15 protein-coding genes are annotated in these 18,438 nt (G+C 70.0%); 4 read left to right on the top strand and 11 right to left on the bottom strand.

The genetic code is table 11. The features are described from left to right. Positions 1-61: 61 nt before the first annotated feature. The 10 genes from IE066_RS00980 to gap form a co-directional block, all read right to left on the bottom strand. Positions 62-1,135: an efflux RND transporter periplasmic adaptor subunit gene (locus tag IE066_RS00980; protein WP_229790615.1), complete on the bottom strand. Its 1,074-nt coding sequence runs from the start codon at positions 1,133-1,135 to the stop codon at positions 62-64. A gap of 186 nt (positions 1,136-1,321) precedes the next feature. After that, positions 1,322-2,326: a class I fructose-bisphosphate aldolase gene (locus IE066_RS00975; RefSeq protein ID WP_189446467.1), complete on the bottom strand. Its 1,005-nt coding sequence runs from the start codon at positions 2,324-2,326 to the stop codon at positions 1,322-1,324. A gap of 123 nt (positions 2,327-2,449) precedes the next feature. Then, positions 2,450-2,998 carry an energy transducer TonB gene (locus tag IE066_RS00970; RefSeq protein WP_189446466.1) on the bottom strand — a complete coding sequence of 183 codons (549 nt, stop codon included), beginning with the start codon at positions 2,996-2,998 and terminating at the stop codon, positions 2,450-2,452. A gap of 55 nt (positions 2,999-3,053) precedes the next feature. Beyond that, entirely contained in the window at positions 3,054-4,520 is a 1,467-nt protein-coding gene (gene pyk, locus IE066_RS00965) for a pyruvate kinase (RefSeq protein WP_189446465.1), read from the bottom strand. A 67-nt stretch (positions 4,521-4,587) separates the two neighbouring features. Then, positions 4,588-5,223 (bottom strand): HAD hydrolase-like protein, encoded by a 636-nt coding sequence (locus IE066_RS00960; RefSeq protein WP_189446464.1) that lies wholly within the window; start codon positions 5,221-5,223, stop codon positions 4,588-4,590. Next, a complete protein-coding gene (locus tag IE066_RS00955; protein WP_189446463.1) occupies positions 5,223-6,398 on the bottom strand; it encodes a phosphoglycerate kinase in 1,176 nt (391 codons plus the stop codon). Before IE066_RS00955 ends, IE066_RS00960 begins: the two co-directional genes overlap by 1 nt. Before the next feature lie 91 nt (positions 6,399-6,489). After that, a complete protein-coding gene (locus IE066_RS00950; RefSeq protein ID WP_189446462.1) occupies positions 6,490-7,767 on the bottom strand; it encodes a DUF3999 family protein in 1,278 nt (425 codons plus the stop codon). Continuing rightward, the gene (locus IE066_RS00945; RefSeq protein ID WP_189446461.1) at positions 7,764-10,463 is read right to left on the bottom strand and encodes a DUF2339 domain-containing protein; all 2,700 of its coding nucleotides are present in this window, start codon (positions 10,461-10,463) and stop codon (positions 7,764-7,766) included. The genes IE066_RS00950 and IE066_RS00945 overlap by 4 nt, the downstream gene beginning before the upstream one ends. A gap of 98 nt (positions 10,464-10,561) precedes the next feature. After that, on the bottom strand, positions 10,562-10,993 hold the full coding sequence (locus IE066_RS00940; RefSeq protein ID WP_189446460.1) for a hypothetical protein: 432 nt from the start codon (positions 10,991-10,993) through the stop codon (positions 10,562-10,564). A 164-nt stretch (positions 10,994-11,157) separates the two neighbouring features. Then, the gene (gene gap, locus IE066_RS00935) at positions 11,158-12,159 is read right to left on the bottom strand and encodes a type I glyceraldehyde-3-phosphate dehydrogenase (protein WP_189446459.1); all 1,002 of its coding nucleotides are present in this window, start codon (positions 12,157-12,159) and stop codon (positions 11,158-11,160) included. Between the two features lie 157 nt (positions 12,160-12,316). Between gap and IE066_RS00930 the strand changes: the two genes are divergently transcribed. The 4 genes from IE066_RS00930 (at position 12,317) to IE066_RS00915 (ending at position 16,342) form a co-directional block, all read left to right on the top strand. Then, complete coding sequence (locus IE066_RS00930) at positions 12,317-12,940, top strand: OmpW/AlkL family protein (RefSeq protein ID WP_189446458.1); 624 nt, start codon at positions 12,317-12,319, stop codon at positions 12,938-12,940. A gap of 41 nt (positions 12,941-12,981) precedes the next feature. Further along, positions 12,982-13,794 carry a S1/P1 nuclease gene (locus tag IE066_RS00925; protein WP_189446457.1) on the top strand — a complete coding sequence of 271 codons (813 nt, stop codon included), beginning with the start codon at positions 12,982-12,984 and terminating at the stop codon, positions 13,792-13,794. 83 nt (positions 13,795-13,877) lie between these two features. Then, positions 13,878-15,116 (top strand): HD-GYP domain-containing protein, encoded by a 1,239-nt coding sequence (locus tag IE066_RS00920; protein WP_189446456.1) that lies wholly within the window; start codon positions 13,878-13,880, stop codon positions 15,114-15,116. Then, the gene (locus IE066_RS00915; RefSeq protein WP_189446455.1) at positions 15,113-16,342 is read left to right on the top strand and encodes a putative bifunctional diguanylate cyclase/phosphodiesterase; all 1,230 of its coding nucleotides are present in this window, start codon (positions 15,113-15,115) and stop codon (positions 16,340-16,342) included. Before IE066_RS00920 ends, IE066_RS00915 begins: the two co-directional genes overlap by 4 nt. Positions 16,343-16,408: 66 nt before the next feature. Here the strand turns inward: IE066_RS00915 and tkt are convergent, their stop codons facing one another. Beyond that, positions 16,409-18,400, bottom strand: coding sequence for a transketolase (gene tkt / locus IE066_RS00910; RefSeq protein WP_189446454.1), 1,992 nt, complete (start codon positions 18,398-18,400; stop codon positions 16,409-16,411). Positions 18,401-18,438: the final 38 nt, after the last annotated feature.

Genomic DNA, 18,438 nt, shown 5'->3' with positions numbered 1-18,438 from the left:
CGGGTCGCCCGCTCCGTGGGCGTCGCCGCGAGGAGGCGGACGGCGGCCTCGGCCGCCGTCATCAGCCGGCGGTCGCGGAGTTGTTGTCGCCGCCCTGCGACTTCGCGGCGTCGACGACCTTCGCGCCCGGACGCAGCTTGCCGGTGCCGTCGACCACGATCACGTCGCCCGCGGCGATGCCCGAGGCGATCTCGACCTGGCCGCCGGCGCGCGCGCCCAGCTTCACGTCGGCGCGCTCGGCCTTGCCGTCGCGCACGCGGTACACGTAGGACTCGGTGCCCACCTGCACCACCGCGATCTCCGGCACGAGCAGCGCCGGGCGCTCGGCGCGGGCGATCTCGACCTGCAGCAGCATGCCGGGCTTCAGCAGGCGCTCGGCGTTCGGAAACCGGCCGCGCACGGTGAGCGCGCGCGTGGCGGTGTCGATGCGTGCATCGACGGTGTCGACCATGCCCTCGAAGCGCCGTCCCGGATAGGCCGCGGCGGTGCCGGCGAGGCGCTGGCCCGCGGCGATCAGCGCGAGCTGGGTTTCGGGCACGGGGAAGTCGACGAAGACGGTGGAGATATCGTCCAACGTGGTCACCACCGTGCCCGGCGTGACCAGCGAGCCGGGGCTGACCTGGCGGATGCCGAGCACGCCGGCGAACGGCGCGCGGATCACGCGCTCGGCCAGCTGCGCGCGCACCTGGGCGACGCGTGCGTTGGCGGCATCGCGCGTGGCGCGTTGCGTCTCCAGTTGCGATCGCGCGATCAGTTGCTGGCCGGCGAGCTCGCTCTGGCGGCGATAGAGGCTCTCGGCCTCGCCCGCGGCGGCCTGCGCTTCGCGCAACTGCGCCTGCTGGGCATCGCCCACCAGCGTGACCAGCGGCGCGCCGGCGCGCACGCTGTCGCCGCTATCGAAATGCACGGCCTGGACCTTTTCGGAGACGCTCGCGGTCACCGTCACCGATTCACGCGCACGCACGGTACCCAGCGCCTGCAGGGTGTCGACGAAGGGTTGCGGGCGGACGGCCTGCAGGGTGACGGGGATCGGCCGGTCACCGCCCCCGCCCTGCGGGGCGGCATCCTGCTTCTTGCCGCAGCCGGCCAATGCCAAGGCGGCGGCGAGGGTCGCGAGCACGAGATACGGTCGCATGGACATCCGGACTACAGGGGAACCGCGGATTCTATCGGCCTCGTCCGTGATGGCCCGTGTCATCGGTACCACCCCGCGTGACCGGGATCGGACCTCAGCGTTGCAGGCACGGCGTCAACCGGCGCGACCGGCGGAAACGAAAACGCCGGCGCGAGGCCGGCGTCTTCGACGGTCATGGCAGGCCGATCAGCCCTGCCACTGGCCCAGTGCGGCGAGGCCGTTGTCGCGCGCACGCGCGAACACGGTTTCCTGCGCCTTGCCGTAGTTGCCCTGCATGTCCTGCGCCCAGAGCTTGAGCGCGGCCTGCTGCATGGCACGGCCATAGGAGAACGACAGCGGCCACGGGTGCGGGCCGGCCTTGTTCATGGCGTCGAGGTGCGCGGTGGCGTCCTCGTCCGACTGGCCGCCCGACAGGAACACGATGCCCGGCAGCGTGGCCGGCACGGTCGACTTGAGGCAGCGCAGCGTCGCCGCCGCCACTTCCTCGCGCGAGGCCTTCTCGGCGCTCTCGGTGCCGTGGATGACCATCGAGGCCTTCAGGATGGTGCCCTCGAGCATCACGTTGAACTCGTACAGCGAGCCGAACAGCGAGCGCAACACGACCTCGGTCACCTCGTAGCAGGTGTCGATGTCGTGGCCGCCGTCCATGATCACCTCCGGCTCGACCATCGGCACCAGGCCCTGCTCCTGGCAGAGCGCGGCGTAGCGGGCCAGCGCATGGCTGTTGGCCTCGATCGCACTGCCGGTCGGGATGTCGTCGCCGATGTTGATCACCGCGCGCCACTTGGCGAAGCGGGCGCCGAGCTTGTAGTACTCCTCCAGGCGCGCGCGCAGGCCGTCGAGACCCTCGGTCACCACCTCGCCCGGGAAACCGGCCAGCGGCTGCGGGCCCTTGTCGACCTTGATGCCCGGGATGATGCCGTTGGCCTGCATCAGGTCGGCGAAGCGCGTGCCGTCCTTGGTGCTCTGGCGCAGCGTCTCGTCGAACAGGATCGCGCCCGAGATGTACTGGCCGAGGTTCGGCGTCGTGAGCAGCAGCTCGCGGTACGCGCGGCGGTTCTCCTCGGTGTTCTCGATGCCAACGCCCGCGAAGCGCTTGGCGATGGTGGTGGTGGACTCGTCGATCGCGATGATGCCCTTGCCCGGGGCGACCATCGCCTGGGCGGTTTCGGCAAGCTGTTCGATGCTCATGGGGTCCTTCGAGCGGCTGGGGAAAGTCCGCCATTATAGCCGCCCGCGCCTGCGATCTTTTTTCAAACAGGCACTTACGCCGACTTCACCGCGACGCCAGTATGTCGCCCGGCGAAACAGCTTTCAGCGCGTGCGGCGCTCGATGCGATTGGTATTGAGGCGCCAGCGCGCCTCGTACAGGCCCTTCAATACCTCGTCCCATTCAACGCCATTGCGCAGCGCACGCGCGACGTCGCCCGTGCCGCATTGCCCCGCGGCCGCGGAGCCCTCGACACCGAACTCGACGATGCTCGCGGTGAGCGTGCGGCGTGCTTCGCCAACCGGCGCGTAACGCCACGTCGAGGCCGCGGCCGCGGCGGCACGCGCGAAGGCCTCGATGGCCTGGCGCTTGGCCAGCGGCGAGCGGCTGCTGGCCGCGGCATCGAGCGTGCGGAACTCGGACGTCGTTCCGTCGGGCTCGATCAGGTAGGCCAGCGTCACGCAGCCGGTCACATCACGCGAGGCGAGGTCGGCCGGATAGGGCACCGGCGCCTGCGCGGCGACGGTCCAGTAGGTCGGGAGCTCCTCCGGCCCGATCATGCGCGGGGCCGGCGACACTTCCTGCGCCTGCGCCGCGCCGGCCATGCCGACGGCGAGCGCGACGAGACTGCACAGCGAGCGGATGCGATCCATGACGCTCTCCCGTGGCGATGGCCCGACTCTACGCCCGCCCACCGAGGGGCCACAACTAGAGCTCGCCGAGGCCCTCGGCCGCGCCGCCGGGGCCGATCTGCAGCAGCCGCAGCGTATTGGTCGCGCCGTGCTGGTGCATGATCTCGCCGCTCGTGAAGATGATGCGGTCGCCCTCCTCGAGCAGGCCCTGCTCGAACAGCATGCGTGCCGCGCCGCGTGCAGCGACGCCCGCGCTCATGCCGGCGCTCTCGAACGACAGCGCAGTAACGTCGCGCATCAGCGCCATGCGGCGGCGCGCGGCCTCGTCGCTCGACAACGCGATCACCTGAGCCGGCGAACGGAAGCGCGAAAGGAAACGCGGCGTGCCGCCCGATTCGGTGATAGCGACGATCGCACGCACACCGATGTGCTCGGACAGGAACATGGCCGCCATCGCGATCGCCTGGTCGGCCCGATCGAGGTTGCGCGGCGCGGCCTCGAAGTCGGTGTCGTGCGTGAACTGCCGCTCGGCGCCGAGGCAGATGCGCGCCATCGCCTCGACCGCCTTGAGCGGGTACTTACCGGCGGCGGTCTCCTGCGACAGCATCACGGCGTCGGTACCGTCGATCACCGAGTTGGCGACGTCGAGCACTTCGGCGCGCGTCGGGATCGGGCTGTCGACCATCGACTGCAGCATCTGCGTCGCGGTGATCACAATGCGATTGCGGCTCAAGGCCTCGCGGATGATCTTCTTCTGCAGGCCCGGAAGCTCGGCATCGCCGATCTCGACGCCGAGGTCGCCGCGCGCCACCATCACCACGTCGCTGGCTTCGACGATCTCGGTCAGGTTCTCGATCGCCTCGGTGCGCTCGATCTTCGACACCAGCGCCGCATGGCTGCCGGCTTCCACCGCGATGCGTCGCGCGTCGTGCATGTCCTGTGCGTTGCGGCAGAACGACACCGCGATGAAGTCGACGCCGATGCCGGCGGCGACGCGGATGAGCTCCTCGTCCTTCGGCGTCAATGCACCCAGCGATAGGCCGCCGCCTTGCTTGTTCAGGCCTTTGCGGTTGGACAAGGCGCCGTCGTTGAGCACGGTGCAGACGATGCGCTCGCCCTCCACGCGCTCCACCTCGAGCTGCATCATGCCGTCGTCGAGCAGCAGCACGTCGCCGGCCGTGACGTCGCCCGGCAGGCCGAGGTAGCTCACGCCGACCTCGCGTTCGTTGCCGGCCGGCGCGTCCTCGCGCGCGACCAGGTCGAAGCGGTCGCCCCGCTTCAGCTCGACGCGATCGTTCTCGAACTTCTCGATGCGGATCTTCGGGCCCGGCAGGTCGGCGAGGATCGCCACCTCCCGGCCCGCGCGGCGTGCCGCCTCGCGCAACGCCTCGGCGCGCGCGACCTGGGCCGACGGATCGCCGTGCGAGAAGTTCAGCCGGACGCAGTCCACGCCCGCCTTCAGCAGCGAATCGAGCACGCCCGGCGCGTCGGTGGCGGGGCCGAGCGTGGCAAGGATCTTGGTACGGCGTGTCACCTGGGTCATGCAGCGCGGGCTCCTGTGCGAAGCCGGAACCTAGCATGGCCGCGACGGCGTGCGCCGCGGTACGGCCTCAGGCCAGCAGCCGCTGCAGATCGGCCGGCGCGGCCGCCAGCGCCGATGCACCGGCGGTACGGAGTTCATCCTCCGAGCCGAAGCCCCAGAGCACGCCGATGCCGCGCATCCCGTGGTGCACGGCACCCTCCATGTCCATGCGGCGGTCGCCGATCATCGTGCACTCCGCGGGTTCCGCACCGAGGCGACGCAGCGCTTCGGCGATGAGCTGCGGCTTGTGGCTGATGCGCCCGTCGACGGTCGCGCCGACGATCTCGACGAAGCGATGGCCGAACGGCAGCGTTGCGATGATCTTGCGCGCATGCGGCTCGTTCTTCGCGGTGACCACGGCGAGGCGATGCCCCGCCGCATGCAGGGACTCGATCACGTCCGCGATGCCGGGATAGACCTCGCGCTCGAGCCAGCCGTGGTGCTCGAAGCGGTGGAGGTAGTGCCCCACCGCCTGCTCGACGCGCGCATCGTCCTTGAGGATCGGCGCGAAGCTGACGCGCAGCGAGGGGCCGATCCAGGTGCGCAGCGTCGCCTCGTCCGGCACGGGCTCGCCCATCTGCTCGAAGGCATGCGCGACGCAGCGCGTGATCCCGACGGCCGAGTCGATCAGCGTGCCGTCGAGATCGAAGAACAGCGTCGCCATCAGGCGGCGCGTTCGGCGAGCGCGGCGACCGCCGGCAGCGTCTTGCCTTCGAGGAACTCGAGGAAGGCGCCGCCACCGGTGGAGATGTAGCCGACGTCGCCGGCGATGCCGTACTTGTCCACCGCCGCCAGCGTGTCGCCACCGCCCGCGATGGAGAACGCATTGCTCGATGCGATGGCGCGCGCCAGCGCCTCGGTGCCCTTGCCGAACGCGTCGAACTCGAACACGCCGACCGGGCCGTTCCACACCACGGTGCCGGCGTTTTTCACGATTTCCGCGTAATGCGCGGCAGTCTGCGGGCCGATGTCGAGGATCATGTCGTCCTCGCCCACGGCGTCGACCGCCTTCACCGTCGCCGGCGCATCGGCTTTGAACTCCGGCGCGACGACGACGTCCACGGGCATCGGGATCTCGGCGCCGCGCGCCTTCGCCTGCTCGATGATCCGCTTCGCGGTGTCGACGAGATCACGTTCGACCAGCGACTTGCCGACGCCATGCCCCATGGCCGCGATGAACGTGTTGGCGATGCCGCCGCCGACGATCAGCTGGTCGACGCGCGAAACGAGGTTGCCCAGCAGTTCCAGCTTGGTCGACACCTTCGAGCCGGCGACGATCGCGAGCAGCGGGCGCGCGGGATGTTCGAGCGCCTTTGCGAGCGCGTCGAGTTCCGCCATCAGCAGCGGGCCGCCGCAGGCGACTTTCGCCTGGCGGATGACGCCGTGCGTGGAGGCCTGCGCGCGATGCGCGGTGCCGAAGGCGTCCATGACGAAGACGTCGCAGAGGCCGGCATAGGCCTTCGACAGCGCCTCGTCGTCCTTGCCCTCGCCGACGTTCATGCGGCAGTTCTCGAGCATCACCACCTGGCCGGGCTTGACGTCCAAGCCCGCGACCCAATCACGCACCAGCGGCACGTCGACGCCGAGCAGTTCGGAGACGCGCGCGGCGACCGGCGCGAGCGAGTCGTCCTCGCTGAACACGCCTTCCTTCGGGCGGCCCAGGTGCGACATCACCATCACCGCCGCGCCCTTCTCCAGCGCCATGCGGAGGGTCGGCAGCGCCGCGCGGATGCGCTGCTCGGAGGTGATGCGGCCCTCGCTGATCGGCACGTTCAGATCCTCGCGGATCAGCACGCGCTTGCCGGCGAGGTCGAGGTCGGACATGCGGAGGATGGCCATGGGCGGTCTCTTCGAAGGAGGAAGGAGGCGCCCGCCGCGAGCCGTCGCGACGGGCGAAGCCGCCTATTGTCGCCGCTGGGCGCGTGTGCCGTCAGTCGACGGGGCGCGCGGGCTCGCGCAGCACACGCAAGGCGAAGCCCCCAACGGCCAGCACACCGAGCGCCAGCACGGCCCACAGGCCCCAGGTCTTCCAGTCGCGGGCCGGCGACAGCGCGGCCTCGCCGGCCCGCGCGCCGGAGGCGCCAAGCTGCGCAATCGCGGGCGGGCCGGCCGCGTCGATCGCCGCCTGCACCGGGCGCGGCTCCCGCTGCACGCGCAGGCTGCCGGCCACCAGCGTGTAGGGCGCGCGCCCGCCGGCGACGAACACGAGGCGCTCGGGCACGTAGCCGAGCCGCAGCGACGGCGCGTCGCCCTCGCCCTCGGGCACCAGCCGCCAGTAGCGGTCGCGCACGGGGGTGTCGAGCACGCGTGCGGGCGAGCGGCCCGTGCCGACCCGATAGACGACCCAGTGCGAAATCCTGTCGACCCAGTGCGCCTGCGGCGTATCGCGGCTCTGCAGGCGCCAGCTGCGCGCATCGTTGCCGCCGGTGTCGAGGTCGATCCAGCGCACGGGGTAGCGGCCGTCGAGGCGGAATTCGTAGGTGCCGTCGCCATCCGCGCGCGGTGGCAGCGTGAGCCAGCGCGGCGCCATGCGCGTGTCGGTCGAGATCGCCTCCACCGAAATGATGTCCGGCAGCGCCTGCGTCGGGTCGTCGGGCACGAGGCGCAGGAAGCGCGGCGGCTTGCCGCCGCCTTCGATCGTCAGCCTTCGCAGCTGCAGCGCGCGCCCCTTCTCGCGAATGTCGACCAGCCGGCCGCGGCCCAGGCCGTACCAGTGCTCGAAGTCGTCGCTGCCCTCGATGCGGTAGCCGGCGTCGAAGCCCGTGTCGGTGCGCCAGTCGAGTTCGAGCGCATGCGGGCGCCGGTCGAGCGCGGTCGCGTCGAGCAGGAGCGTCGTCGCCGGCTGCGCGGTCTGCGACGGCAGGCGTTCGACGCGCAGATGCCCGTCGGCGTCCACTTCGGCCATGAGCTGCCAGTCGGTTCGACGGGTCGTCGCCGGCATCCGGAACCAGGGAAGCGCGCGGCGGCGCTCGCTCGACGACGATGGCGGACGCACGATGCCTGCGGGTACGGGGCGGCCGTCGGCATCGAGCACGTCGAGATCGCGCAGGTCGGCGTGCTGCACGCTCGCATAAACCTCGGGCGTCAGCTCGACGGCGTGCGAGGCGGCGCGTGCATCGGTGTCGATCGGCCATTGCCGCGCGTAATCGGCGCTCGCGGCGGCGATGCCGCACAGCGATGCCAACAGGACGAACACCATGCGCCTCATGCGGCGGCCTCCTCGTCGCGCGGCGGCACCGGCGCGAAATAGCCGACCGCCGTGCACAGCAGCCCGAAGGCGATGAACGAGCCGATGCCGAGCAGGTTGCCGAGGTACTGGCGGTCGACGAGCACCAGCTTGGCGAGCACCACGCCCATCAGCACCGCGCCGATCGTCCAGAGCGCGCGTCGCTGGCGGCGCGATCCCGCCACCCACGCGGCCATGCCGATCACGCTCCAGAGAACGGTGAGCGAGGTCTGAACCAGGCCGGTCGAGAACATCGACGGCGACCACGGCACGCCGCCCCAGTGATGCGTCGCGCGCAACACGATCGACGTGGCGAGCACGAAGGCCGCGCCCGCCAGCGGCAGGCGCAGCGACGCCGCCTCCGCGGAAACGCGCAGCGCGAGCAGCAACGCGCCGAGTTGCACCAGCTCCACCGGATCGAGCAGCGGCACGTACGGCAGCGGCGACATGCGGCCTTCGCTGCCCAGGCCGACCACGAAGAAACCAGCGAAGGCGATCGACGCGACGGCGCGGAGGTTGCCGCGCCACCGCACGAAGTCCTCGCCGAACGGCGCCGCGATGCGCGCCGGGCGCAGCCACGACGTCGCCGAAAGCGCGAGCCACGGCAAGGCTGCCGCGGCGAACCGCCAGGCCTCGCCGAGGCCCGCCTGTTGCGCAAGCCGGGGCAGCGAGAACGACAGCACGAGCGCGATCGACGCCAGCCAGCCGACATGCGTCCAGCCACGCAGGCGCGAGTCCGCGTCGCGCAGCACGGTCAGCACACGCCAGCCGACGACGAGGTCCAGCACCCAGGCCACGGCGCCGAGCCCCGCCAGCGGCTGGCCACGCTCGCCGGCCTGCGCGACCGCGAAAGCGATCGGCAACAGCAGCGCGACGGCCGCGGTGGCGTGCAGTGCCCCGGCGCGGCCCCGTCGAGCGGCCTCCGCGGCAAGCAGGCCGGTGCCCAGCGCGAAAAGCATCAGCGCGTCGACTACCTGGTGCGGCGCCACGCTGCGCTCGATCTCCCAGACGCCCGCACCGACCCACCAGGCGAGGCCCCACAGGTAACCGCCCAAGGCGATGCGGTCGTCCTGATGAGCACGACCGGCCACCGCGGTCGCGAAACCGCCGATCGCAATGAGCAGCGCGGTCATGAAACTGCCGTTGAATACCGGCATCGGATCGACCGCGCGCTCCATGCCGAGGGCGAATGCCGCCAGCGCGGCAGCCTGCAAGGCGACGCCCGCGAGCTGCGCCAGCCCACGGGACTGCCGCAGGCCCAGCCAGACCAGCCCGGCGCCTTCGAGCGCGAAGATCGCGGCGGTCGCACGCGCCGACAGGGCGAGCGGGACCGCGAGCGTGGCGAAACCGACGGCGAGCACCGCGTATGGCGCGACCAGCGCGGCGAAGGTCTCGCGCCGACGCAGCATCGCGGCGAGCACCGCATACAGCGCCCCCACGCCGAGCGCGCAGAACGCGAGCGCCATGCGGTCGCCCCGCAGCATCGCGGCCTGCAGCGCGAACGCCACCAGCGGCGTGCCGAAGATCAGGCTGCCGTCGAAGATGCGTCGCTGCGCCGGTCCCTTGGCGGCGGCATAGAGGATCGGGATCGCGACGTACATCGCGAAGAACAGCACGAGGAACGGCTCCGTGCTGCCAAAGTCCTCGGGGCGATAGCTGAGCGCGCCCCACAGCGTGCCGATGCCGAAGGTGAAGGCGAAGCCCAGCAGGTTGAGCAGTCGCCACGGGCGGCGCCAGGCGATCGCCACGATGCCCGTGTTGAGCACCGCGTAGTAGCCGAACAGCGCGACGTGATTGCCCTGCCCGGTCGACAGCCAGATCGGCGCGAGGAAACCCGCGAGCACGCCGAGTACCGCCAGCGCCAGCGCCTCCTGCCGCACCGCGAGCACGCCCAGGCCCGCGACCAGCGCGACGCTGATGCCGAATGCGGCACCCGCAGGAATGAAGTGGTAGAGCTTGAATGCCGCGAAGGTGACAAGCAGCAGCACGCCAATCGCGCCGCCCTGCACTGCCAGACCGAACGCACGCCGCGATTCGCGCTGGCGCCAGCCGAAGCCCAGCGCGGCGATCGCCGCGAGTGCGATACCGGCGAGGCGCAGTTCGACCGGCAGGTTCAACTTGCCCTGATCGACCGCGTACTTGAGCAGTGCGGCGACACCCGCGAACAGCACCAGCACGCCGACCTTCACCGGCACGTTGCCCTCGGTGAACCAGCGACGCACGGTGTCGACGAGATCGTCGAAGCGCGAGCCGACCGCATCGGCGGGTTCGTAACGGGGCGATTCGTACCGCGGCGATTCGTACGGCCGCGGCGCGGGCTGCACAGGTGCCGCAGCGCGCGGCGGCAACGGCGGCGGCGTGGCGCTGCGCTCCTGCAGCGCGGGATCGGGCGCAGGAGGTGCCGGCCTCTGGATGGGCGGCGCCTGCCCGGGCGTCGACTGCCGCAGCAGCTCCGCCAGCGTAGGCGCATCGTCGAGCGGCTGCGCCTGCGTCCCGCTCGGCGCAGGCGCAGCCGCCTGCGGCGTTGCAGCGCCGGCCGCGCGGCCGCGCAGCCAGGCCACTTCGCCTTCGAGGTTTGCGACGCGGCGCCGCAGGCCGACCGTCCAGGCCAGCAGCACGACCAGCAGCACCGGGATACCGAGCACCGCGAGTACCGCGAGCACCAACAGGTTTTCCATCGTCCCCTCCGCCTCCCCGGCCGCGCCGGCAACGTAGCACGTAGCCCCGAACGAAAAAGCCCCGCGGATGCGGGGCTTTTCCTGCATGTCCTTTCGGATCAGTCGTCGCGGTAGCCGTCTTCGCTCGCGTCGTACTCGATCTTGATCAGCACCGCCTTGCCGTCGAAGTCGGACTGGTTGGTGAAGACCAGGCGCCCGAGGCCCTTGTACGCGCATTCCTGGCGAACCTTGTCGCCACCGAAGTGGAAGGGAATGAACGACTTACCGGTGAAGTACTGGCCGCACTCCGCGTCATCCTGCACTTTCGAGCCCAGGATGTCGGTGACCTGCTTTTGCGACATGCCGATCTCGAGCTTGGTGAACGGGCTGCCCGGGATCTCGTTGCCGACGATCTCGCCTTCGACGCCCTTGCGACCGGTGACCTCGCGGCTCGGCGGCTCGTCGGAATCCTTCTTCTTCGCCTCGGCCGTGGCAGCGGCGGAAAGGGCCATCAGTGCCACCATGCAGGCGGCGATCGTCTTGCGTGACATGGATTCTCCTCGTAATCCCCGTGCGCGGTTGCGCGACGGCAGTATCGCCAGCGCCGCCATCGTCGACAAGCCGGAACATCCGCCAGGCGGATGTAGGAAATGTCCGACGACGCAAACGACGAACCCCGCCATGAGGCGGGGTTCGAGGAAGGCCGCGTTAGCGGTCAGCGCGCCACGACGCGCGCCATTTCGAGGCACTTGTTCGAGTAGCCCCACTCGTTGTCGTACCACGCGACCAGTTTGACGAAGGTCGGGTCGAGCGCGATGCCGGCTTCGGCATCGAAGATCGACGTGCGCGCGTCGCCGCGGAAGTCGGTGGCCACGACCTTGTCGGTGGTGAAACCCAGAACGCCCTTGAGCGCGCCTTCCGACTGCGCCTTCATTTCCGCGCAGATCTCCTCGTACGAGGCCGCGTTGTTGAGCTCGACGGTGAGGTCCACCACCGAGACGTCCGACGTCGGTACGCGGAAACTCATGCCGGTGAGCTTCTTGTTGAGCTCCGGGATCACCACGCCCACGGCCTTCGCCGCGCCCGTGCTCGACGGGATGATGTTCTCGAGGATGCCGCGGCCACCACGCCAATCCTTGTTGGACGGGCCATCGACCGTCTTCTGCGTCGCCGTCGCCGCGTGCACGGTGGTCATCAGGCCGCGCTTGATGCCCCACTTGTCGTTGAGCACCTTCGCGAGCGGCGCGAGACAGTTCGTGGTGCACGAGGCGTTCGAGATGATCTGCTCGCCGGCGTACTTCGCGTGGTTCACGCCGTAGACGAACATCGGCGTATCGTCCTTCGACGGCGCCGAGATGATGACCTTCTTCGCGCCGGCCTCGAGGTGCTTGCCCGCGCTGGCCTTGTCGAGGAACAGGCCGGTCGATTCGATGACGACGTCGGCGCCCACCTCGTCCCACTTGAGGTTGGCCGGGTCACGCTCCTGGGTCAGGCGGATCTTCTTGCCGTTGACGACCAGCGCACCGTCTTCCACCGACACGTCGCCCTGGAAGCGGCCGTGCACGGAGTCGTAGCGCAGCATGTAGGCGAGGTAGTCGGGCTCGAGCAGGTCGTTGATGCCGACGATCTGGATGTCGTCGCCGAAGTTCTGCACGGCCGAGCGAAGCACGTTACGGCCGATGCGGCCGAAGCCGTTGATGCCTACCTTGATCGTCATGGAAAGCTCCTGCGTGGGGTCCGGCCCGGGCCGGAATCGACGCGCATTCTAGCAATCGCGCCCTGCCACGGCTTCGCGCCCGCTGCTTTGAGAATGATCAAACGCGCGTTTGGATCGCGGGAGGAGACTTCTCGCACCCCAACCACAGGTCCTACCCATGAAGACGTACCTCGGCCTTTCCGTGCTCGCGCTCGCCCTCGTCGCCTCGGCCGCGCCGGCCCTCGCGCAGTCCCGCGGCGACTTCACCCTCGGCGTCGGCGTGCACAACGTCGAGCCCAAGTCGAACAACGGCGCGCTGGCGGGCGGCACGCTTCCGCTGGACATCGGCTCGGACGTGCGCCCGACGATCACCGGCGAATACTTCCTGCGCGACGGCCTCGGCATCGAGGTGCTGGCCGCACTGCCCTTCGAGCACGATATTTCGGTCAAGGGCGTCGGTCGCGTCGGCAGCACCAAGCACCTGCCGCCGACGGTGTCCCTGCAGTACCACTTCAACAACGGTGGCAAGGTGTCGCCGCTGCTCGGCGTCGGCCTGAACTACACGACGTTCTTCCAGGAAGACACGACCGGCGCGCTGGCCGGCACGCGCCTGGAGCTCGGGGATTCCTGGGGCGCCGCCGTGCACGCGGGCGTGGACTTCCGGATCGGAACGCGCGGTGCGCTGCGCGTCGACGCGCGCTGGATGGACATCGACACCGACGTAAGGGTCAACGGTGCCCGCATGGGCACGGCGAACATCGACCCGATCGCCTACGGCGTCTCCTACATCCACGCGTTCTGACGTTAAGCGGGAAGTCGCGCGTAGCCGCTTAAGATCGCGCGATGAACCGTCGCCTCATCGCCGCAGCGCTGCTGCTCGCCATCGCGTCCCCGGCTTTCGCTTGGGGACGCCTTGGCCACCGTCTCGTCGCCGACCTCGCGCAGGACGAACTCACCCCGAAGACGCGCGCGCAGGTCGATGCGCTGCTCGCCGCCGAGCCGGGCGCCACGCTCGCATCCATCGCGCCCTGGGCCGACGAACTGCGTGCAAAGGATCCCGCACTCGGCAAGCGCAGCGCGCCCTGGCATTACGTCACCATCCATTCGCCCGACTGCAGCTACGACGCGGCGACCGACTGCAAGGGCGACAACTGCGTCGTCGGCGCCATCGAGAAGCAGACCGCGATCCTGGCCGACCGCAGCCAGTCGCAGGATGCGCGGCGCATGGCGCTGAAGTTCGTCGTGCACTTCATCGGCGACATCCACCAGCCTCTGCATGCCGGCAACCGCCCCGACAAGGGCGGCAACCTGGTGCAGGTGCGCCTGCCGACGGCCGCGGGCGGCGAGCGGGGCACCAACCTGCACAGCACGTGGGACAGCGGGCTGATCGAACTGACCGGCCGCGACGAGGCCGCGTACCTGCAGCACCTGCGCAGCCTGCCGCTCGCCGTCGCGGTCGACCGCCCGGCGCTGCCGCCACGCGCCGGCGAATGGGCCGACCTGTCCTGCGCCATCACCGAGCGTCCGGGCCTCTACCCCGACGGCGCGCGTCTCGACGCGGGCTACGCCCGCACCTGGACGCCGGTGATCGACGAGCAGATGCGCCGCGCCGGCGCCCACCTCGCGCAGGTACTGAACGCGGCGTTGGGCGACTAACGCGGAAGCCTTTTTTGCGGACGGCCGTCACAGAGTTACTCTTGGCCGCTGGCGTCCCCACGAGGAACGCCTGCAGGGGCGCCATGCAGATCGAAGAACGCGAGATCGAAGCGGATCAGGTGCGGCTGGGGATGTTCGTCAGCCGGCTCGACCGTCCGTGGACGGAGACCCCGTTTCCGCTGCAGGGTTTCGAGGTCCGTGAGCTCGACGAGATCACCCAGTTGCGGCACTACTGCCGTCGGGTGTGGATCGACGTCGAGCTGAGTGCGCTCGGCGGACGCATGCGTCCGCAGGTGCTGGCCACGCCGACGACCGCGGCCGCGCCGCAGCCGCCCGCGCCGCGCCGCGAGCGCGCCGACACGCGCATCGGCGCGGTGCGCTACGAGGACCGCGTCGAGTTCGAGCGCGAGCTGCCTGCCGCGCGCGACGCACTGGAGTCCGCCGTTGCCACGATCGGCGGCATGGTCGACCAAGCGCGCGGGCACCAGCCGATCCTGCCGGACGTCGCGCATGCGGCCGCCTGCCCGATCGTCGACAGCGTTCTGCGCAATGCCGACGCCGTGTTCTGGCTCAACTCGCTGCGCCGCCGCGACGGCTACGCCTATTCGCACGCGCTCAACTGCGCGACGCTGGCGGCCGCGTTCGGCCGCCATCTCGGCCTCGCGCAGGATTTCCTCGTCGAGCTCGCCATCGGCGCCATGCTGATGGACATCGGCAAGACACAGGTACCCGACACGCTGCTGCAGCACCCCGGACCGCTCGACGCCATGTCGATGGCGCGCGTGCGCCGCCATGTCGAGCTCGGCACGCAGGCACTGGGCGACGGCGCGTTCAGCCAGATCGTGCGCGAGGTCGTTGCCGGCCACCACGAGCGCATCGACGGCAGCGGCTACCCGCTGCGCCGCAGCGCCCGCGATATTCCGCTGCACGTGCGCATCGCCGCCATCATCGACAGCTTCGACGCGATGACCAGTGCGCGCCCGCATGCGCCGGCAATGGCCCGCCACGTGGCGCTGCAGGAGCTCTACCGCCTGCGCGACACGCGCTACCACGCCGAGCTGATCGAGCAGTTCATCAGCTGCCTCGGCGTGTACCCGACCGGCTCGCTGGCCGAGCTCAACACCGGCGAGATCGTCGCGGTCATGTCGCAGAACGCCGCGCGGCGGCTGCGACCGCGTGTACTGGTGCTCACCGACACCGACGGCAGGATGATGCCGAGCTTCCGTACCCTGGACCTGCTCGACACATCGACCGAAATAGAGATCCGCCGCCCGCTGCCGGACCGCCATGCGGGCATCGACCTCGCGGAGCTTTATCTGTGAACCGCCGCGCGCTCGCGCGACTTCTCGGCGAGCGCATCGCGCAGGCAGGCGACGAACGCTTCGGCATCATGCTGGTGCGCGTGCAGCGGCTGCAGGAATTCCGCCTGGTGCACGGTTACGACGCCAGCGATGCCGTCGGCGAAGCGGCGCACGCGCGCCTGCGCGAGGTGCTGCGCCCGGTCGACGAACTGGTGCAGGTCGCCGAGAACGAGTTCATCGCTTTGCTGCCGGCGCTGCTCAACAACGGCCACGCGATGCTGGCGGCGAGCCGCGTCGCCCGCGCGTTCGAAACACCGCTGCTGTTCGAGCACCACTCTGTGATGACGCCCGTCGCCGTCGGCGTGAGCATCCATCCCGAGCACGGCGTTGACGCCACCACGCTGCTGCGCCGCGCCGAGATCGCCCTGCGCGACGCGAAGCGGATGAGCGAGCGTTGCGCGCTGTACTCGCCCGGCAGCGAGCGGATGATGGTGCCCTACGAATGGCTGCACGAAGCGCTGCGCACCAACCGCCTGGAAGCGCATTTCGAGCCCATCCTCGACCTGCGCCGCAACGACGTCTGCGGCTACGAGTCGCTCGCGCGCTGGAACAACGTCGAGATCGGGCCGATCCGTCCCGACGTCTTCATCCGCCTCGCCGAAGACACGGGGCTGATCGCCGAGCTCACGCGATGGAGCCTCAACGCGACGTTCCGGCACGCCGCACACATCCGTGCGAAGGACACGCGCCTGCGCTTCTCGGTCAACATCTCGCCGCGCGTGTTCGGCCAGCGCGACCTCGTGCAGCAGATCACCAGCGCGCTGTCGGTCTGGGACATGCCGGCCGACGCGGTGACGCTGGAAGTGACCGAAAGCGCGCTGATGGAGGATCCGGACGCCAGCATCTCGATGCTGCACACGCTGCGCGAGGCCGGCCTCGGCATCGCGATCGACGACTTCGGCGCCGGTTACTCGTCGCTGGCCTATCTCAAGCAGTTCCCCGCCACCGAGCTGAAGATCGACCGCAGCTTCGTGGGCGACATGCGCCACGACGTCCGCTCCGCGCGCGTGGTGCGCGCGATCATCGACCTGGGGCATCAGCTCGACCTGCAGGTCGTGGCCGAGGGCGTGGAGGACGCGGAGACGCTCGAGGTGCTGCGTGCGCTGGGCTGCGACCGCGCGCAGGGCTTCCACATCGGTCGCTCGACGCCCGCCTCGTTCCTGCTCGACCGCATCGCCACGGTCTGAGCATTCCGCGGTGTCGAAGAAGAACGGCGCCACGTGGGCGCCGTTCTTCTTCGCACCGGTCGCGGATCAGCGCAGCGAGCGCGCCGCCTCGACCACGCGCTCGACGGTGAAGCCGAAGTGCGGGAACAGCTTCTCGGCGGGCGCGCTGGCACCGAAGCCGTGCATGCCGATCACCACGCCGTCCAGGCCGACGTACTTGAACCAGTAGTCGGCGGTCGCCGCTTCGATGGCGACGCGGCGGCGCACCGCGTTCGGCAGCACCGACTCGCGGTACTCCGGCGACTGGCGGTCGAAGATCCCGGTGCAGGGCATCGACACCACGCGCACCGTGTCGCCGAGCTGCTCGGCCGCCTGCATCGCGAGGCCGACTTCCGAGCCGGTGGCGATCAGGATCAGCTCGGGGGTGCCGACCGAATCCTTCAGCACGTAGCCGCCGCGCTCGATGTCCGCCACCTGCTGCGCGGTGCGATGCTGGTGCGGCAGGTTCTGACGCGAGAATACGAGGCAGCTCGGGCCGTCGTTACGGACGATCGCATGCTTCCACGCCACGGCCGATTCGACGGCGTCGCACGGGCGCCAGACGTCGTTATGCGGGATGTAGCGCAGCGAGGCGAGGTGCTCGATCGGCTGGTGCGTTGGGCCGTCCTCGCCGAGGCCGATCGAATCATGCGTGTAGACGTGGATGACGTGCGCGCCCATAAGCGCTGACATGCGCACCGCATTGCGCGCGTAGTCGCTGAAGACGAGGAACGTGGCGTCGTACGGAATGAAGCCGCTGTGCAGCTCCAGGCCGTTGCAGATCGCGCTCATCGCGAACTCGCGCACGCCGAAGTAGATGTAGTTGGCGTTCGGGTCGTCGGTGGCGACCGACTTGCTGCCCTTCCACAGCGTGAGGTTCGAATGCGCGAGGTCGGCGCTGCCGCCGACGAGCTCGGGCAGCAGCGGCGCGAAGGTCTCGATGGCCATCTGCGAGGCCTTGCGCGAAGCGACCGTCGGCCCCTCGGCCTGCAGCTTGGCGATGTAGGCATCGGCGGCCTCGACAAAGCCGGCCGGGCGCTCGCCGCGCACGCGGCGCTCGAACTCCGCGGCATCCTCGGGGAAGCGCGCGGCATACGCCTGCAGACGACGGTTCCACTCGGCCTCGCGCAGCTGGCCGGCGTCGTTGGCACGCCAGGCCTGCGCGATCGGCGCGGGCACCTCGAACTCGCCACCAGTCCAGCCGAGCGCGGCGCGCGTGGCGACGATCTCGTCCTTGCCCAGCGGCGCGCCGTGGCTGGATTCCTTGCCGGCCTTCGCCGGCGAGCCGAAACCGATCGTGGTGCGGCAGCAGACCAGCGTGGGCCTGTCGGTCGACTTCAGCGCCTGCTCGATCGCGTCCTTGATCGATGCCGCGTCGTGCCCGTCCACGCCGCGCACGACGTTCCAGCCGTAGGCCTCGAAGCGCGCCGGCGTGTCGTCGGTGAACCAGCCGTCGGTATTGCCGTCGATCGAGATCTTGTTGTCGTCCCAGAACGCGACGAGCTTGCCCAAGCCCCACGTGCCGGCCAGCGACGCGGCCTCATGCGAGATGCCTTCCATCAGGCAGCCGTCGCCCATGAACACCCAGGTGCGGTGGTCGACGATGGCGTGGCCGTCGCGGTTGAAGCGCTGCGCGAGCAGCTTCTCGGCGAGCGCGAGGCCGACGGCGTTGGCGAAGCCCTGGCCGAGCGGGCCGGTCGTGGTCTCGACGCCCGGCGTCATGAAGTTCTCGGGGTGGCCCGGCGTCTTCGATTCGAGCTGGCGGAAATTGCGCAGGTCGTCGATCGACAGGTCGTAGCCCGCGAGATGCAGCAGTGCGTACTGCAGCATCGAGCCATGGCCGTTCGACAGGATAAAGCGGTCGCGGTTGAACCAGCCCGGGTTGTTCGGGTTGTGGCTCAGGTAATCGTTCCAGAGGACTTCCGCGATGTCGGCCATGCCCATCGGCATGCCGGGATGGCCGGAATTGGCGGCCTGGACCGCGTCGATTGCGAGGAAGCGGATGGCGTTGGCGAGGTCGCGACGGGTCGGCGTGGTCATCGGGTCGGGATTTCCGGGATCACCGGAGCGGGCGGCGG

The organism is Cognatilysobacter xinjiangensis, assembly GCF_014651995.1.
Taxonomy (GTDB): domain Bacteria; phylum Pseudomonadota; class Gammaproteobacteria; order Xanthomonadales; family Xanthomonadaceae; genus Cognatilysobacter; species Cognatilysobacter xinjiangensis.
This window is presented reverse-complemented; position numbering and strand designations above follow the sequence as displayed.